Genomic DNA, 17,893 nt, shown 5'->3' with positions numbered 1-17,893 from the left:
CGACGTCACCGTGCCCAATCCTCACGCTGAGAACGAACCACGAGGCGAGAGCCGCGATACGCAGCACGTCCCTAGCCTGTTTGAGATACGCACCCTGACGTCCCCGTGCGATAGCCAGCAGACCCTAGTGTAGGCACCACCGCGACACGACCATCCACTCCCACTCGCTCGTACGCAAAGCCGTATGTTCCCCACGCGCGCTCGATGCTACACCTCGACGCCACCCACCAGCTCCTACGTTACGACAGGCCGCGCTCTCCACGCGACACACAACGGCTATTCACCTCGGCTTCGGCTACCGACTTCTCCACAATCTGATACGCATCAGACACTCGTCTTCGACGACCGCCCAGGGGGCCAGCCTGTACCCGCTGCCAGGGTACCCGCTCGCCGGAACACATCGGTACCCCCCTTTCACACGAATCTGCCCCCTCTATACTAGTGGGAAAGGGGGTGTTCCAGTTTCTCAATAGCCGGGGATAATCACTAGACTGCGTAGCGTTCCAGTTTCGAGAGTGCGGAGAGTCGCTCGAAGGGTGTTCTGAGCACGGAGTTGACTATAGGCCCGAAATCGCAAGACTGCGCGGAGTTCCAGTTTATCGAGATGCTGGTGTGTGGTGGTGCGTAGATGTGTCCAGGTTTCCGGTGAAAACCGCAAGACTGCACGGTGTTCCAGTTTGCAAAAGGATCCGGTCCTTTCGGGAGTGTATGCTAATGATTGACGTTCCAGTTTACCATCCCGACGCTATATGGTGATTTTGTGAGTCCTCAGAGATTCGCGTTCCGATTTACCGTTCCAGTATTGTATTACCGTTCCGTCCGGTGGTTTATCCAAAATATGCTATTCAGTAATAGTTCTAGAAAATCGAGGATTAAGGGACACCGTCAGAAGGGAAATTATCGGAAATATCAGTTTGATTTCATAGTATTAGACGGGAGATCGAGGCGGTAGACTGAGAGAGAAAATCAAGAGGCTACTCGCGCCACTCGAGGTGCGTATAGCACCGCGTAGGCGACCCGTCGATCCGCCGGCGTTTCCGTTCGACCGAGACGCCGAACAGCACCGCACCCCAGATTTGGAGGAACCGTTTGAACGTCACACTCGAACCTCGGTCAGGGAGAGACTCGAATCCCCAGTCGGTGACGGTGTCGACGTATTCGTCATAGGTTTCCGAACTCGGAAGCGCTCCGTCAGGGTCGGACGTGAGCTGGTTCGCAATGAACGCCGCACCACCTGCCGACTGCTCGGGCGCTGCTTCCGTTAAGAACGACGTGTCTTCTTCTGTGGGATCAACCATCTTCACACCCAATATAACGGTTCGAGTGCTGTCTTCGTTTCCACCTGACGTTGAGACAATATTGAATCCCTCTTCGAGGGCACTGATGACGTCGCGATCGATGTCGAAGAGGTCTCCGTCGATTCCGGTGTCCGTGTCGAACGCATCGAAGAGGGAATCGATCGTTTCTGCGAACTCGTCCTCTGATTCTGGTGAGACGAGGTTGTGCGTGCTCGCGAATTCCTGACAACGGTCGAAGGCGATATCCACGTCCACGACGTTGTTCGGTGCAGGACGGAGGTAAGCCGCGATGAACGCGGCGGTAGCTGCTTTCCCCTCATCCTGGAGTGGTTCGGAAGTATCGTCTGTCTCTCCCTCCTCGGACTGCGTTGTGTCAGTATCATCGCCGTCAAGCTCTTCGTCCTTGTTGTCGGATGGCTCGGGAGTGGATTCGTCTGGTGCCTCGTCCGTCGATGATGACGCGCCAGTGTCTTCCTCATCCACTTCAGAGTCTTGTGCTTCGTCGGTCGAGACTTCGTCTTCGTGAGTCCATTCGGGTGCCGTTCCGGGGTCAGCGGACGCCGGCTTGAGTTCGCCCGTCTGAATCGCTTCGATGAGGTCCTCGACGGGCCGAAGCGTCCCCATCTCCTCGTCGCCCGAGGTCCGATGATCGAACCAGGCGATACGTGCCTGTGCGTCGTCGCCGGCGCGGGGCGGCTCGTATCGGACGAGGGTGGCATATGCGGTTTCTGGGTAGTCCTGGTGCCGGAATTCGATGTCGGGTACGAATGGCTTGTTGACGCGGACCCAATCCTCACGGAACCGCTCTTCCGTCTCGTACTTGTACGTCTGTTCGCTACCCGGAGTCTCGACGATATAGCGAGCTGATTCGTTTGCACTTCTCGGGGGACATGTCGCCCGGTACGGGATGCTCGAGGGAGTGAGGTTCTGGAAGTCACCGGGAGCGATACGAAGGTGTATATCCTCGTCATCGGGATGGCCGATGTTGTCGGCGGTCGGGGCGACGAGGAGGCAGTCGTCCGAGTCGGGGTCCGGGTCGCGAATCCAGATCGACGTGCCGGCGCTCTCTGTGTCCGATCGGGGGACGACAGCGGTGACACCGCCGTCGCGGGCGCCGCCGTCGAATTCGATTGGCGTGTTCGATTGCGAGTAGAACCGGCGACCCGACCACTGAGTGTTCATCGGATCACGGAGGATGTTCGATAATGCGGTGGCAGGTCCAAGGTCGGGGGCCCCTGCGTCTTCGTCCCACGGCGTTTCGGCGACGAAGATGGGGAGGCGACATTCGCCACTCTTCGTAGTAGTGTTAAGCGCCTTCTTGAGGTTACGGAGTTTCTTCGTGGGGTGTCGACGTGGGTCGGTCTCCTCTTCGACTGTGCATGAGATGATGTCGTCAGCGAAGCACTCCGTAGGCTCGCTGGCGAAGACTGTGAGGACGGCGTCCGGGATGTCCCCGGTGTCTTGGTCGATGATCCGGCCACTGACTCGGGTGGGGACTGCGTCTTCGAGTGCCGTCATAGCGTCTCGAAGGCCGGTATCGTGAGTATCGGTCCCAGCGGTTGCGACCCAGCCAGTCGAAAACACGTTTTCGAGAAGGAGACGAGCACCCTCGGGAGTCAACCGAATGGCGTAGCCCTCGTCGCCGGGGACGTCGTCACGGTGCTTCGCGAGTTCAATCTCGAAGATACCGTCTGTTTCCGGGATGGGAGTGTCGCCAGCGACGCCCCGATGGGTCATAATGGTGCCTAACGCCTCGATCTCATCGGCGCACGCCTTGAGCGAGGGGAGGGCATCGCGGCGACGATTACGTTCTCCCTCGTTGAGGCCCTCTGTGGCGAGGACTTTCTCGACTTCGAGGCGAAGCCGGCGGTACATCTCGTCAAGGCGCACCCAGCGGTACGTTCCGGGTCGTGGTTCCTCCCCATCGAACGGGTCGATCCCAACAGAATTTCTCTCACTGGTCCGGCGGCGTTCGATCGCCGCGGACACACTCTCGTTATCCACAGTGGCGCTTTGCTGTTCGGGAAACGATTTGTCTGCTGGCGCAGTTTCGGACTCCGTGTCGAGACGATCACGAACCGCAGTCGGTGGCCAGTTCCCGGTATCCCGTGCGAGATCGATGAGTTCCTGAATCCGGGCCACTTCATCCTCGGTGAGGATACCTTGGTTGAGGAGAGTCGCGACACGGCTGTTGAGCGCACGGGCTTGGATGGATTCCTCATCTTTCCGGTACGTCGGGAGGTCGGTGTGAATCGCCCATTCTTCTGGGGAAAGCGACTTCCCCTTCTCGAGGAGGTCGGTAAGCTCCTCCCACTCGTCAGTCGTCATACTGCCCTTCAGGACGTGATGAAGACTGGACGCAGGGCCTGAGCTCTCAGCGGCCGAGGGAGGAGTCTGGCGCTCGGTATTGGATTGGGTGAGCTCGGTCTTCGCCTCATCCCACTGGTCGCGAGCCCACCCACCTGAGTCGAACAGCGTATCTGGCTGCTCGCTCGTAGTGGATGGAGAATCGTTCTCGCGACTGGTAGATACCGATTCAGCTGTGTATTCATCGGGTCCTGCATCGTCCGATAGGACATCTATCGCGCTGACTTCCTCAGCCGGGGAGTCCTCTATCGTCGAATCATTATTTGGTTCAACTGGGTCTTCGAGGTCAGGGAGCTTGCTGTCGGTGTTGGAGACGCTGTGCAGAGTTTCTTCACCGGGCCCGTTGGGTGGGTCACGAGCGACTATCCAAGTCGCCCACGCGAGGACAACCGGGAGGAGTGGGTCGTCTATTGTGAGATGGTGGGCGAGTTCGGGGATGTTGAGAATCGCCCGGTTACGGACAGCCGATTCTGACTCGTCGTCGGGGATTCCGTACTCTTCGTTCGTCTGGTCGATGACATCGGCGCGAACCTCTCGGAAGGCCTCCTCGAAATCTTCGCGAGAATCGTATCCTTCGGGGGCTTCCTCGGCATCCTGATGCCAGTTCGGAAGGGGAATGCGGGCGATTTCGATGGTCTGAGACCGTGTTCCTTCGGAAGGTGTCGGATACTGGACGAGCCGGTGGTCGACGGGGAGATCGCGGACGTGATCCATGAAGTCCTCGACCTCGAGGTCGGCCGGACAAAGCGCCTTTGCCTGCTGACGCGTGATTTCACCGGCACGCACGACGGTCGTCTGAATATTACCGATGATCTCGGCGTACGTCGGGTCGTCGCCAACACTGTTGTCGGTGTCGGCGTCGAAGAGCTGGTCGGGCGTCTGGACGGCAAGTGAGAGGGAGACAGAGTGGTTGCGGGCGACGGCGATCATCTTTGCAAGGTCATCCGGCTCGACGAGGCGGCCGGCCTCGTCGATGAAGACGCTGACGTAGTAATCGTCCGCAGTTGCCTCCTCTTTGAGGAAGGACTTGTAGAGTTCGAGTTCGTACTGCATTAGGAGTTCGTGTGTAAGGACGAAGTCACGCTGGGCGTCCGGATCGAGATCCTCAACGTCGAAAATGAGGACGTCGTTCTGGCGATCGCCAGAAAGGAAGTCGGCAAAGGAGAACCGCCGGGTCGTGTTATTGAAGAGGGGCGCGAGACGGGCGTCCGTCGTAAGCGCGTTCAAACGGTTGGTGACACCGCCGAGGATCTGCTGGGCGGTGTGCTGTTGATTGTTGAACGGCGTCTCCATATTCCGCTTGACTGCGTGCGAGCCCGGATCAGGCAGTAAATCCTTAGGATTGATCGGAATATCCGGATCCATCAACCTCGTCAGTTCGGTGACCTGCTGGGTCTGCTCTTGGAGCTGCCAGAGGGGATAGACGTTCGGGCTGGCGTCGTACCCCCAGCGGAACGGCATCACGGTGGGCTGTCGAGATCTTGAATCGTCCTCGTTTTCATCGTTGGAGCGATTTCCGCCGCTCACGAGGTCGTCGGCAGTTGGGAGCGTGTTATTGCTGGTATCACCGCCTTTCCGCTTGTACGCAGGCGTGCCATCGACGCCTGTCGGATATGTGTGTGGTGAAAAGCCAGCCGTCCCGAGGGCCCGAAGGACATCACGAGACACGCGGGCGTTCTGGAAGTCGCTCTCACCCATCAGAAGTTCGGCTATCTTCCGGACAGTCTGCATAACCTGTGAGCCGTGTGTCTCCCAGCTGGTGTCCTTGGAAGCGATATCAGGGCGCTGGGGAGGGGTGTCGTCGGTCGCGACGCTCTCTGCAGCCTGGGGGTTGCCGTGGGCGTCGTCAGCCTGTTGGGCGGGTCGTGTGTCGAAGACCGTTAGTCCGGGGAGGACCTCAGGCATATCGAACCAGTGGACGTGCTCGCGCACCCAGTCTCCGCCGAATTCATCCAAGAGACCGCGCACAGCAAGTTCACCGACGTTTGCGCCGGGGCCGGCGTAGATGATAATGGGGCCGTTCGTGGCCTTCCGACGCTCGACGATCTCGTGAGCTTGGTCGACAGACTTCCCGGAGCCGGGGAGCCCTTGGTGGAGGATCGACCGGTCCATATAGTCCGTGCGATGTTTGACGGGACGAGTGAGGTCGCTAGCGTGGAGACGATCGAACGCATAGCCGAGCGTGGCCCCGTCAATGTCCGTACCGATGATTTCGTTGTCCTCGGCAGGAGAGAGTTCAGAGAGTGGGGCTGTGTGGGAGAGTTGGCGTTCCATATGGGCTGCGAGGTCGTCCGAGACAGCGCTGGTACTCGGGAGTGCTGTGAACGAAGGGAGTTCGTCGGCGGCGGCGAGGACGATCGGCCAGCGGCGACGGAGAGAGTAGTGTAGGCCGAATGTGGGTGCCCTACCAGCATACTCCTGAGCGCGGTGAAAACGGTACGAGTCACGGAGCTGTCCGAGCGTATGTCTCCGCCACCCAAACTGCCGTGCCCACTTTGCGAGGCGGCTGTTCTCTGGTGGTTCAGTGAGCTTGTTGAACTCGCCGTCAGCAGCAGTCGCCCACGTTTTTGCGAGCCGCCAGGCGTCGTCGCGAGCCGTAGTCCGCTGGCTGGCTGCGGCTTTAGCGAGCGTCTCGGGAGTCACTCGGAGAGTGTCACCTCGACTCGCTAAGGTCTCGATGTCGGTGTCGGAACCAGATAGATCGGCAGTACTGTCTATCTCGTTGAGATCGGGCTGTTCTTCGGTGAAGACGCCCCCGTCACTCGCCGTATTTGTCGAGGCAGAGGTGGAGTCCTCGTCTGAATGGAAGAGGGGGGAGGGGACGGGGTGGGCCTCTGAGGAGGGTTCAACTGACCCTCCAGCAGTCTCTTCGAGGGCGTCGTTCAAGAAGGGTGTGGGTTGGGTGAAGACATCCATCGTGACTTTGAAACTCCGAGTCACACCCTTGTTCTGGAGTTCTTCGTTCCGTGTCCCTTCCGCGCTCGCGACTTCCCCACGGACCCGACTACTCTCTCGTTCTCGAGCAGCAGCCCGGTCTTCCTCGGTGGTATTCTCTCCCGAGCTTGGTGTCGCACGGCTACGCCCACGGCGATTCGTTCGTTTGTCGAACTGGGTGCTTTCCTCACCCTCGATGACGTCGAGTTTCTGCCGAATGATGTCGCTGAGGTCGCCTGCGGATGTAATCCGGGCACGGAGTAGTGCAGGTTCGTCGGTCTCGAGGAGTGCATCGAGAGCGGCTTCCATCGGAGGGGCTTCTTCGGCAGCGGTTTCGTCGAAGACGTTGAGTCGCTGGAGGAAGTCCCAACGGCGGGTTCCTCGGGAACCGAGTGGATAGCTCACGGGCGCTTCCGGGCAAACCGCAGTGAACTGATCCTCAAGATGCTCTCGGAAGTACCGTTGAGGAATCGCCTCGGCTGCAGCTGCACGTTCGCTCGGTGTGGGCGTGTCCTCGTCGAGAGTCCGCCCACCGTCTGTCGCGGCGTCCGATGATTGCGCGTTACTCCAAGGGAACGTCGCTGATGGGGTCGCATCATTCCCGAGAAGATGCTTGCACCGCCGGTACGGCCGGGCGCGGAGGAGTCGCTGGAGCGTCGTCGAGACGGGTGTGACGTCGTAGTCGGGACCACCGAAGGCTTGTCGTACCCAGTTGTGTTTCGTCCGGTCGAGCGTGCTCGTCTGGCCGTCCTCGATGAAGTGGATTAGAACCTCGATTGCGAGTCGGTTGCCATCGCCTTCAGTAGTTTGAAGCTCGCTTTCTTCTCCTCCGATCTCGGGGTCGTGAGGTGCCGATCGGATGATGACTTCTAGCCCGTCAGTGAGATTGGGTAGACCTTCGATCTGTTTGGTGATTGTCTCCGGTGAGGCCGGCTGATCGGAGGCCGTAATGCGGTACCAGAGGTCGTCTCCTGGTCGCGGTGGTTCATCCTCATCGAGTTCGTACACGGCTGGTGCATCGAGAGGATCGAGGAGGCGCTTGCTCTTCGCGTACGCTGTCTCCGAGACGGCGGCATCAGCTGTGCTACTGGCGCTTGCGTGAGCGGGTGGTGCGATATACGACCACGTGCTGGAGTCTTCGTCGGTGACGTAGTCTGTGATCGTACGGTCGACACGGTGGAACCCTTCGCGGATTGCCCAGCCTGTTATCGCTGCGAGCGCGTGAGCATAGACGTTGAGAGTGCGACGGAATCGGAAGAATTTGATTTGTGTTCGCCGGAGCGTTCCGATGCCAATAGTATCGGCCACCCAGACGATCGCGCGGACGAATCGAGACCAGACCGCAAGCATCGCCGTCCACGTCCGCCGCATCCGACGGGCGACTCCGAGAAGGAGGAACACGACGAGAGACGTGAAGATGACAATCCCTGCGATAATGGGATTCTTGAAGCTCCAAATGAGGAGCCCACCGATGAACTCCTGCACTCCACTCATCCATCCACGAAATTGATTTGCGGCGTCGACGATCCCACTAAGATACGGAGCATACCAAGCGCTACTTGAACTCGACTCGGCGGTACTCTCCGATTCCCCTCCGTTTGAGCCCCCTCCTGCGGTTGCGTTGGTCGTGGTAGTCGTGGATGATTCTGAGTTCGGCCGCCAGCCCTGATCCCACTGAACGGCGTAGTAGTTGAGGAGGGCCATCCGGAGTTCGTTTACCGTCGCGTTATGAGTTGCCGCAAACCGGACGGCTCGAGCATCCTCCGGAAAGACGGAGAGAGATTGAGCGGTCTCGTACTCGTGAACTGTTTCGTTCGTGAGTGGATAGAGCTTGAGCTTCGGGGTTTGCTCAATCTGTTCCTCTGACGGCATCCACCAGTCGGGGTATTGCTCCGTACGATAGTATCGGAAGAGCCAATCCTCGATGGTTTCAGCCGACTCTCCGTTCTTCGCAGCTTCCCGGGCCTGTGTTGCGTCTTCTGGGAAGATCGAGAGATCCTGATCCTGCTGGTAGAGATGAACTTGGATACACGCGTAGTGTTCCGTCCATCCGTACGAGTTATTGTTCTGAGTTTGGCACGGCGAGGTTACATTCGTGGATTGCAGCGAAGTAGAAGAGAGGTTCTGGCTCTCTGTGGTACTCGTGGAGTCAGCGGGGTGTGCTGCGATAGCTGGGCCAGTGGCCGCCGTGAGTAGGATACCGATGACGCTGAGGGTCAACAGAACACCGTAGAGGGGACGTCGGTTCCTCGGACGGCCTGAGCGAGGGGACCGAGACGTCTGGGTCGGCTCTACCGACCGCGACGGATGCGAAGTGCGATCTGTCCTTGTATCGGGCGGCGACTGGGTATGGTCATCGGTGAGCGGGGCCGGCGAGAGCCAAGCTCGAGTGAAGGCTGGGAGCGTCGGCATAGCCAGTAGTGGCCTCTACAGATATTTCATCTGCTCAGCGTAAAATACTATTCGGGAGTTTTGGGCCGATTGATTGCTCGCTCAGTCGAGGCGCGGTGTCTCCTAAGCACTCGTTTTCATAGCCAGTTGTGGGTCGAGGGACTGGAGCCCCCGGACAATTTTTGGGTTCAGATAGCATGATCTACGGTAAAAGATGACCTCGAATGGCGACTCAAGCCCCTGTCCACGGTGGCGACGAGTCCTATCCGAGGCTCGTTCGTCGCTTGCGTGGATACCTTCGCCGGTCGATACGTTGGTCTGGTGGGGGCTGGGTGTGTTTCTTACTGCCCCCATAGTGGCGGGCTTCAGTTATGTTCTGGTCAGATTCGTGTTTGGGGTTACATCGGCGACGGCGCTGCTCTTCGTCGGGGTGACGGTCCCGATGCTTATCGCAGTGGGACTTGGCTGGCAGATCGGTGCTGTGGTAAACCGTTACGATGAGTATAGGTTGAACCGCGAAGAGGCATCGGCGTCGACGGAATCATCGGAAAACACGGATCAAACCGCCTCGGAAGAATATGAAGTGTCCGAAGGCTTTCGGTGGGTCTCTTGGCTTCCAGATCACTTGAACAACTTCTTCGTGCTGTTCTTAGGGGGGTCTATCGTCAGTGGTGGATTCACCACTCTGGTCTGGGTGTTCTTTGTTAGACTAACGCCAGAATATCCGATGCCCTCACCGAATGTCGTCGTCAAAGGACTCTTTCCGATGCTCATCCTTGCGAGCTATTTCGGGTGTTTGGCGGTGACAGGTGCGCCGTTCATCTCGATGTTTTGGAGGGAGACGACAAGTCATCTTGAGACGCCGGAGGCGCGCCACGATCACGCTCTCCGGGTTGCGTTGGTCGTTGGTGGACTCTTTATATTAGTTGTAGCCCCGTGGACGGCGCTGCCGATTCCATCTGAGCTCAGAATGCCGGTGACCTGGGCGCTCACGTTCACCTACCTGTTCTTCGCAATCACGCTCTTGCCGTTTCTGAATATGGCGCGGCCGCTCACACCTGAAGAATACGCAGCGATCGTACCAGAGGAGATCGATGCTGACCCCCACACGTCGATTTGGGTTGCCACGGTGGGGCTTCGGTCGACGGCGATGGCGGCGGGTGTCTGGCCCTTTCGCCGGGTCTTCGTTGGCGAGACCCTCCTCGAAGATGACAGTATTTCGCCAGAATCACTCCGCGCAATCCTCCACCACGAGCACGGGCATCACGTTCTTGGACATCTTCGCCTCGCTGCTGGGGCCGGATTGATTTTCTTCGGTGGTGTCGGTGGGATACTCGCGGTTGTTTCGCCATCGATGCAGACACTCGGTGTGGTGATGGGCATTCTCGCGTTCGGGTTCCGGTTCGGCCTCGTACGGTGGGTTCGCCGAGCTGAGTTGGCTGCCGACGAATACGAACGACAACGGGTGGGAAGTGAGACTGCGATAACCGCATTGCAGTCGGTTGCCGATCTCCGAGCGAAGGAGAGTTCGAAGAAGACCGGGACGTCGTCCCTTCCGTGGGGGGCTCCGTTTGTTATCGAGTGGTTCCTTCGAGTTCACCCCTCAGTCGAGGACAGGATTGCGGTACTCCGAGAGCGACAGGGGTGTGACAGCTCGCGTTAGCAAGAGCGTGGTCAAGGTTGTAGTTACTGATGACGCCGAGAAGGTGGGGACGGCAAGGCGGTAGTCTGCCAGCGCCAGTGATCCACTCAACGCCGTTACGTGGTGGGCGCACAAGTGCCGCCGGTCGCCCACTGGATGAGGTTAGCGATAGCGCCCCAAAGGAGGATGACGCCGGCGATCGCGACCGCGCCAACCATCAGCCGGAGGCCCCGCTTTTTCCAAGACTGGTTCCAGCCGTAGAAGTAGAGGATACCTCCGAGGACGAATCCTCCGGGGACGAGCGTCCACCCAAGGAGGAAGATGAAGTCGTTGATGTTGTGGATGGACTGGATGACTTCATTTGAGCTAACCTCAGTCCCATCTGGACAGTCTGCCTGCAAGATCACACTCATCTGCCGAGTCCAAATCGGCGCGGCCTGAGCCATCAGGTCGGCTTTTATCGTCGCGAACTGTGCGCGGGCAGCCGTGAGGAGTCCAAGCCCGCGTAGGCCACCAGGGAGGGCATCCGCGATGGCAAAAGCTACGAGCTGGACACCGAGGAGTACGCTGGTCATATCTGTCTCCCGGTTAGTTTGAACCATGCTGGTCTAACACTTAACTCCACCGGGGAGTACAGGCGAAAACCCGCTCTCTCCGACTGTGCTGGTGGACTACAGGGGAGGTGAGAAATGACGAGAGGCAAGGTAGACGGAGCGAGAAGAGAATGGAAGAGTATTATTCGGAGTTAGTGTCGTCAGCAGCGTCCCCAGAGGAGGGTGACCCCCCACTTCCGTCTGTGATGGGGTCAGTTGGAGGCTCACTAGTTTCGCTGGATTTCGTACTGGAGTCAGTAGTTTCCTTCTCAGCAACTTCTTCGCCTAAACCACCGGCAATATCAGCGCTCTCCTCTGGTTGGGTGGTAGTCTGTTCACTGCGAGCGGTGGCAGCCTGCTGGCGACGCTGTTCAACCAACTGAGCGGTTGCGGCGGCCGTCTCAGGTTCAGTAAGGAGATCAACCGTGAGCTCGCTCGCGTGGATTTCGAGATGTCGACGCGCGATTCCGGTGACGCTCAGGAGACATTCACTGAACTCGGATTCCTGTCCACGTGCAAAGCTCTGGATGGCCTCGACATCAGCTGGGGAGAGGTCGTAGTAGTCGATTACCTCGTCTGAAATTGATTCCTGGTAAAACAGCTGCTTGATGTCGCACTGGTCGTAGATCGCGCGTGGTGAGTGGACATCGTCAGTCTCCTGCATGAATTCTTCTGCAGTCTGGGAGATGAGCGTCAAGCCAGCGTTGAAGTGTCGGGAATGGCGGGTGAACAGGCCGATGAGCGAGCGGGCAGATTTCTGACTGAGCAGGTAGTGAACCTCCTCGAAGATGACCTCCATCCGGCGGGAGTTCTCGCGAGCCCGCTGGTAGCTCCAATCAAGCATAACGTGCTGGAGGAGAGGGGCTTGATTGGTATCCTGGAAGGCACTCATATCGAAGACGATGAGCCGCTCGTCCTCGAGGTCGACGGTCGTCTTCCCAGAGAGGTTCGCAGCGACGCCACCTGGCTGGAAGGCTTCGAGCGAGCGGAGGAGGCTGTTGGCTTCGGACTTGAGGTTGCTGTCGTCCTTCGACTGAAGTCGGGAGGTGACTTCGTCGACGCGTTCATCGAGCTCGTCGCGTTCCTCACGGTGAAGATCGGTGGCGTCTCCCTGGTAGCTGACGAATTCAAGTGGATCCTCACCATCAGCAAGGGCCTTGAGGATGTCGAGGACGTCTTCCATAGTGGGGTTTTCGCGTTCGTGGGTGCGGGGTTCGGAAGTGATACCGTACATAAGGTATGCAAGGTGGAAGACCTGCTGAATGAGGCCAGCACGTTCGGCGCTCAGGCTGTCGCCGCTCTGATCGTAGAACGTCCGCACCATCCCCGTCAAGGAACGGAGTTTGTCCTTATAGGGGTCTTCGGCCTCACCCGTACCGCGGTGGATTTCGAGCGGGTTGATTGTGACGTCGCCACCGAAGGTGACGACATCGCCACCGAGGGTCTCGAAGAAGTCGACAAAGTCGTCACCGGTGGGGTCGAATGCGATAGCGGTGAATTCAGGGTCGATGAGGAGACGGCGCCAGAGAGAAAGTTTCGCGGCGAACGTTTTTCCGGACCCGATCTTCCCAGTGATGACTTTAGAGAAGCCGGAGAGGCTGTATCGGTCGACGATGACAGGGTTTCCGGTCTCATCGAAGCCATAGAGGACACCGTCCTCGTGAGCGATGGCGGGCTCGACGAAGCCGAAGAGGGTGGCCGCCGCGTCGTGTTCCATAAGGTCCGTGTTCTGGATGGGGTCGGAGACGACAGGTGCGATCGCGTCTTGAGATTCAAGTTGGCGAAATTCAAGGGGAACGAGTTCGACGTCGCGGTCAGCCACGAGTTGCTGGACCTTCCGAGCGGTCTCTTCGAGTTCATCGCGGGTACTGCCAGCGACTTCGATGTAGATACCGATGTCGTAGAGTCGAGTCGTCCCTTCGGTGAGGCGACGAAGGAGACGATCGAGTTCTTCTCGGCGGTTGAGGTCTTCGTGATAGTCTGTCGCGCCCTTTTCCTCCTTCCGAGAGAGGGCGATCTGGAGTTCGGTGAGACGGTCCTGGAGGGCACCGCGGATCGTTGTGGGATCGCGGGGAGAGTGATGGTAGCTGACGCGGACGTCAAGATTGGTCGTGGTGAGGTTGATAAGCCAGCCACCGAAGACACTCTCGGGAGCACTTGCGGGAGTGAGGATACGGACGAATTCGCCGTTCCGGTAGAGAGTGGTTGGATCTTCGGGGACGATACTTGGTGGGGCGACACTCGCTTGGTCGATCTGGGCTTGGCTGTCGGCGTCTTGGATGAGTCCAAGGCGGAATTCGTCGGGGTCGGCGGCCTCGAAGTCGATGAGGCGGGCAACCTGTTCACGGATGTTTGCCCGACTCGTCTCCCGGCCTTCCTGTTCGAGGATGCTGACGGCGCGGTCGAAGGTTTCGTCGTCGATTTCCTCGAGGTTGACGTTGGCTGGATCTGTTCGGGCGGAGGTACCGGCACCAGGGATAGATCCAAAACTACCGGGAAGCCGAGAGAGAAGACGATTCAGAACGCCGCTGTTGGCCTCCGTCTCAGGTGCGCCTTTCATTGCGTTTGTAGATGGATGTTGAGCCGAACCAACAAATCGACGTGACGCAAGAATACCGAGACCGAGGAGGAGGGCGACGCCGACAGCGACGCCGACAAGAATGAATGGTGACGGAGCGTTCGGGCCGCCTTGGATCGCTCGCTGGATCGTCTGAATGATCTGTTGCACTTGCCCGGTAGCAGATGCTATTCCGAGTACCCAGGCTACTGGGACGCTACTCATGCTATCGTGGGATACGTAGTGCCTCGGTAAATGGTTTCGCCCGTTGATAGCTTTCCGCAAAGAAGGCGTTTCGACAAGTGGGTTGAGGGAGGGCAGCGAGTTACCCCACAAACTACAGAGATAATTCACTCGTGGGGTAACGCTGGCAGTGGTCCTACCTCAAGTGCCGCAGGAACAGTCGAGAAGATGGAAGTAGAGATGCTGGGATGGTCGGGAATCACTACGGCCGGCGAGGTGGGAGAACTTCCGCGTAGGATTTGGGAGAATACTCGTCGAGTGGTGAGTCGGCGTGGTTGTAGTAGCGGTAGAGGACGTCCAGAACGTCTGCCCGGTCGTCCATCACTTCGGTCTGAACACCGGTCCTGGGGAGTGCTTCGGCAAACTCGTGTTGCCGACTTCTAACTTCAGAAATACACTGTCGTTCGATGACGTCGTCGTCGGTATTCGAGCCGATCCGAGAACGAACTGAGGAGGTGACAGAATTGACACAGCCGACAATTCGCTGGAAGAGAGATCCCGAAACAACGTCTGTAGAGTGGCCATAAGACTGTTCTCGGACGTGCGAGCTCTCAACCCTAACGGCGATGTAGAAATCACGGACTTTGACTCGCCGGGTACCGACCGACTCGTTGAGCCAGTCGATGTACGTCGACCGACCAAGCTGCATAATGTCTGGCGGATCCTCAGCCTCGTAGGCTGCACGTTCGATCTCCTCGAAGTGCGTCGTCAGGTCAAATTCACGAGGAAGGGCGAGCACTTGGAAGGGGTAAGAGATTCCACGGAGAACATCAGCGTACGCGTTGATCGTAGACTGGCGTCCTTCATCGTCGAGGGAAAGCCAACTCGTCGGGGTGATGTGAACAAGGCCGACGTACGCGGGTTCCGCATTGTCGCTCTCGGTGACTATAATACCGTCTTCGCGAACGTACTCGAAAGCTAGTTGCGCCTGCGTTGTTGTTTCCTCCTGCGTGAGCTGGTGGTAGTACTGGCTCGGGTCGCGCTGTGGGCGTTCGCGAGAGTGCATCTGCCCGCCGTCAGTGACGATTTGCTGACCGCTGTTATCATCTGAGGCGGACTGCTGGGGGGCACTCGAGGACGAGGATTCTGGGTCCGGATCACTGTTGTCGTCCGAGGGGTCGGAATCCTTAGAATGGAGGGTGCAGATGTCGTCAAGGTGCTGTCCAGAAACGAGACCGCGTTCGACGGGTTGCCAGAGATAGCGATCCGGGGCCACGCTGTGTTTTGCAGCCCCGATGAGCCACTCGCGAGGGGTCTGACCGGCAGGTGTTCGCCAGAGAACGTACAAGCCGACAATGAGGCCGAGAATCCCGCTTCCGATAGTAAGTAGCCCACTGAACGAGGGCTCGAAGACGTTGTTGATACCAGACGCAAGGATGATAGCGGCGAGTGGGATTACGCCGACTTCGAGATCGCTGACGCTGAGTCCGAAGAAGAGGCGATGCTCGAGTAACTGGCCGGCTACTGGGTACCGTTTCATGGGACGTCTTGTGTGAATACGTGTGGTGAATGCCTAAAAATTCTCTCCCCAATAGGGATTGAAGAGTACTTAGAAGACGACGTCAATGCGGCGCGTCCTGCGAAAGTCTTAATGACACTCGGTGACAAGTAGTGACAACGATGCCAATCCACGTCCGTGAACTAACAAACGACGAACCGTTCCCCGTGAAACCAGAGACGAATGAGTACGAAGCGCTGCGCTTCTTGCTCTCTCACCGTGAGTACGGTTTCACGCCAAGCGAAATCGCAGACCAGACCGATATCAGTAAATCAAGCGCATCGAAGACGATGACGCGGCTCTTCGAGAAGGGGCTCGTCGAACGGTCACAAGGTGCCTACTACGTCGACCCAGACCGAGCCGAGAAGCTAAAGCAGCGGCTCGAATCTCTCGACTCAGTCGTTCAGCTCTTCGAGTCTGCGCCTACCGATGACGCCTACGCTGAAGAAGGATGGGAAGAAAAAGTTCCAAGCATTGACCCGAACGGAAAGTCAGGAACTGACGAAACGCACGAACCAACTGCCGAAGACGAAGCAGGAGAGATCATCGCAGAGCTTGAAGAGGATGCCGTAGAGGAGTAATCGATGGGCTATCAACACGGACACGTTGTATCTATTTCAGATCCATACGAGAGGCGGCCATCTCGTCCAGTCGTTATCATCTCCGACGAAGACTGTCCTGACCACGGTGAGCTCTATACGGTCGCAGCAATGACCGGAAGCGAACAATACGGACAGAATCGCTACGCCGTCACCGTTGAACAAGATGAACCTGAAGTCGGGGAGTTATTGAAACGCTCCTATGTAGAACCGTGGGCGACCAAACAAGTCGACCATAGCGATATCCGCGATGTCCACGCCAGATTCGGTGAAGACACTATGAGACGGCTCGCAAAAGCATTCGCAGCAATGGTTCTCAAGGGGTAGGACAGCCTAGTTCTGATACAGGATATCACCCCATAACACCACATCTCTGACGCGCCGACTGCTCAGTAGCTCCCTTCCGATCGCGGCTACGATGAAGTTGTTACGCTCGGATAGGTCAATCGGACGCGAAGAGGTCGGGAACCTTCGACTCCCAGTCGGTGAGCTGGATGAGCGGGTGGTGCGACGGCCCAACGAGCGCGCCGTACTGGCTTTGAAGCCAGCCGTCGATAGTATTGACAACTTCCGTGTCCTGTCGTTTGTCGGCGGGGCGGTCGAAAGAGATGATCTCTTCCCACGTGTCATCCTGGCGGTTGAGACCGACATAAACGGCGGTCTCCGTTCCCTCGAGGTAGCCGACGACAGTCAATTCGCCCGGATTCTCATCAGTATTTAGGCCCACGATGGGAGCACCGTACTCGATAGATGGGAACCAGTCAGATGCCGCAGTCCACATACCACCGGGTGCTGGCTCTGGTGACATCACATCGATGTAGACCTCAATCTGGATGTGATCGGCCGGAGGCTCCACGAGCAAGTCAATCTCATTCAAGTAATCCTGATTGGCGTCATCGATGAGAGTGGCGACTGGCCGATCACGGAGACCGACTTCCTCGGTCGCTTCGCCGGGGATGATGTCAGCCCATACCTTGCGCCAGACGCCGTCGGTGTGGAGGCGGTACCCATACTCAACGACGTGACCGGACCGATCAGGGGCAGTAACCTTCATCAAAAAGGCGATGACCTTGTCGGTGTGTTCGATCTGGATGATGGGAACGGGAACCACCTCAACGAAGGACTCCTGGTAAATCCCCCCAGGGGTGAGTATCTCCCCGAGTTCACCGTGCTGGAGCGGGCGCGGTGGAAGCTGGGACACACAGGCGGCCGCGAAAGTATCATAGAACGACGGCCGGGCGGTTTCCTCCTCGTAGAAGGTGGTCGCCCAAGTCGCGATACGATCATCTATAGCCTGCGAGAACTTCTCGTCGATGGAGTCCTCGGTGAGGATAGTCCAGCCAGTCTCTGGTTCGAAGCCGACACCGAACCAAGCGTTTCCGGCGATGAAGCGGAAGCCAACGATGCCCTCACGATCGACCCAGTCATCACCGATAGCGACGACGCCGCCCAGATTTTGGATGTTGGAGTTGTCGACTCGGGTGTGAATGTCGGTTCCGTTCAAGGTGGAGGGGGACTCGAAACTATCGGGTGCTTGGAGGCTGATGAAATCCGAAATCGAGAGTGGGTGCCTAGGGAGAGTCGCCAGCACGCGACGGGCGGTGGTCGTTTCGGAACCCATGTGTTTGTGTTTCTGTACTAATCTACCGCGTTCTGCTATTTAAAATATCAGCCGGGAAGCACGCCCCTCGAGCAACAGCATAGAATGGTCAATTACTGGTTCTAATGTGATCCTGGAGGGGACTCGGTACCAGTGGAGGGATTCAGGTTG

The 17,893-nt window shown here is 58.1% G+C and carries 8 protein-coding genes; 3 read left to right on the top strand and 5 right to left on the bottom strand.

Annotation, left to right across the window (positions count from 1 at the left end; all coding sequences use genetic code 11):
- Positions 1-974: 974 nt before the first annotated feature.
- Positions 975-8,819, bottom strand: a complete 7,845-nt coding sequence (locus EDM04_RS13605) for a hypothetical protein (RefSeq protein ID WP_123623005.1) — start codon at positions 8,817-8,819, stop codon at positions 975-977.
- Between the two features lie 505 nt (positions 8,820-9,324).
- Between EDM04_RS13605 and EDM04_RS13600 the strand changes: the two genes are divergently transcribed.
- The gene (locus EDM04_RS13600) at positions 9,325-10,653 is read left to right on the top strand and encodes a M48 family metallopeptidase (RefSeq protein ID WP_164471137.1); all 1,329 of its coding nucleotides are present in this window, start codon (positions 9,325-9,327) and stop codon (positions 10,651-10,653) included.
- Positions 10,654-10,748: 95 nt separating this feature from the next.
- On the opposite strand, the gene EDM04_RS13595 is transcribed toward EDM04_RS13600, so the two are convergent.
- The 3 genes from EDM04_RS13595 to EDM04_RS13585 form a co-directional block, all read right to left on the bottom strand.
- Entirely contained in the window at positions 10,749-11,207 is a 459-nt protein-coding gene (locus tag EDM04_RS13595) for a hypothetical protein (protein ID WP_123623000.1), read from the bottom strand.
- Between the two features lie 160 nt (positions 11,208-11,367).
- Positions 11,368-14,007, bottom strand: a complete 2,640-nt coding sequence (locus tag EDM04_RS13590; protein WP_123622998.1) for a VirB4 family type IV secretion system protein — start codon at positions 14,005-14,007, stop codon at positions 11,368-11,370.
- Positions 14,008-14,227: 220 nt separating this feature from the next.
- Positions 14,228-15,505, bottom strand: coding sequence for a hypothetical protein (locus tag EDM04_RS13585; RefSeq protein WP_123622996.1), 1,278 nt, complete (start codon positions 15,503-15,505; stop codon positions 14,228-14,230).
- A 140-nt stretch (positions 15,506-15,645) separates the two neighbouring features.
- Here EDM04_RS13585 and EDM04_RS13580 point away from each other — a divergent pair, with 140 nt between their 5' ends.
- Both EDM04_RS13580 and EDM04_RS13575 read left to right on the top strand, forming a co-directional pair.
- Positions 15,646-16,104 carry a helix-turn-helix domain-containing protein gene (locus tag EDM04_RS13580; RefSeq protein WP_049987726.1) on the top strand — a complete coding sequence of 153 codons (459 nt, stop codon included), beginning with the start codon at positions 15,646-15,648 and terminating at the stop codon, positions 16,102-16,104.
- Between the two features lie 3 nt (positions 16,105-16,107).
- Positions 16,108-16,449 carry a type II toxin-antitoxin system PemK/MazF family toxin gene (locus EDM04_RS13575; RefSeq protein WP_081927557.1) on the top strand — a complete coding sequence of 114 codons (342 nt, stop codon included), beginning with the start codon at positions 16,108-16,110 and terminating at the stop codon, positions 16,447-16,449.
- A 115-nt stretch (positions 16,450-16,564) separates the two neighbouring features.
- Here the strand turns inward: EDM04_RS13575 and EDM04_RS13570 are convergent, their stop codons facing one another.
- Entirely contained in the window at positions 16,565-17,626 is a 1,062-nt protein-coding gene (locus tag EDM04_RS13570; protein ID WP_123622994.1) for a hypothetical protein, read from the bottom strand.
- Between the last annotated feature and the right edge of the window lie 267 nt (positions 17,627-17,893).

It is taken from the genome of Halorubrum sp. CSM-61 (assembly GCF_003781945.1).
GTDB lineage: Archaea > Halobacteriota > Halobacteria > Halobacteriales > Haloferacaceae > Halorubrum.
The sequence above is the reverse complement of the archived record's forward strand: the minus strand, read 5'-3'. Positions and strand labels throughout refer to the sequence as shown.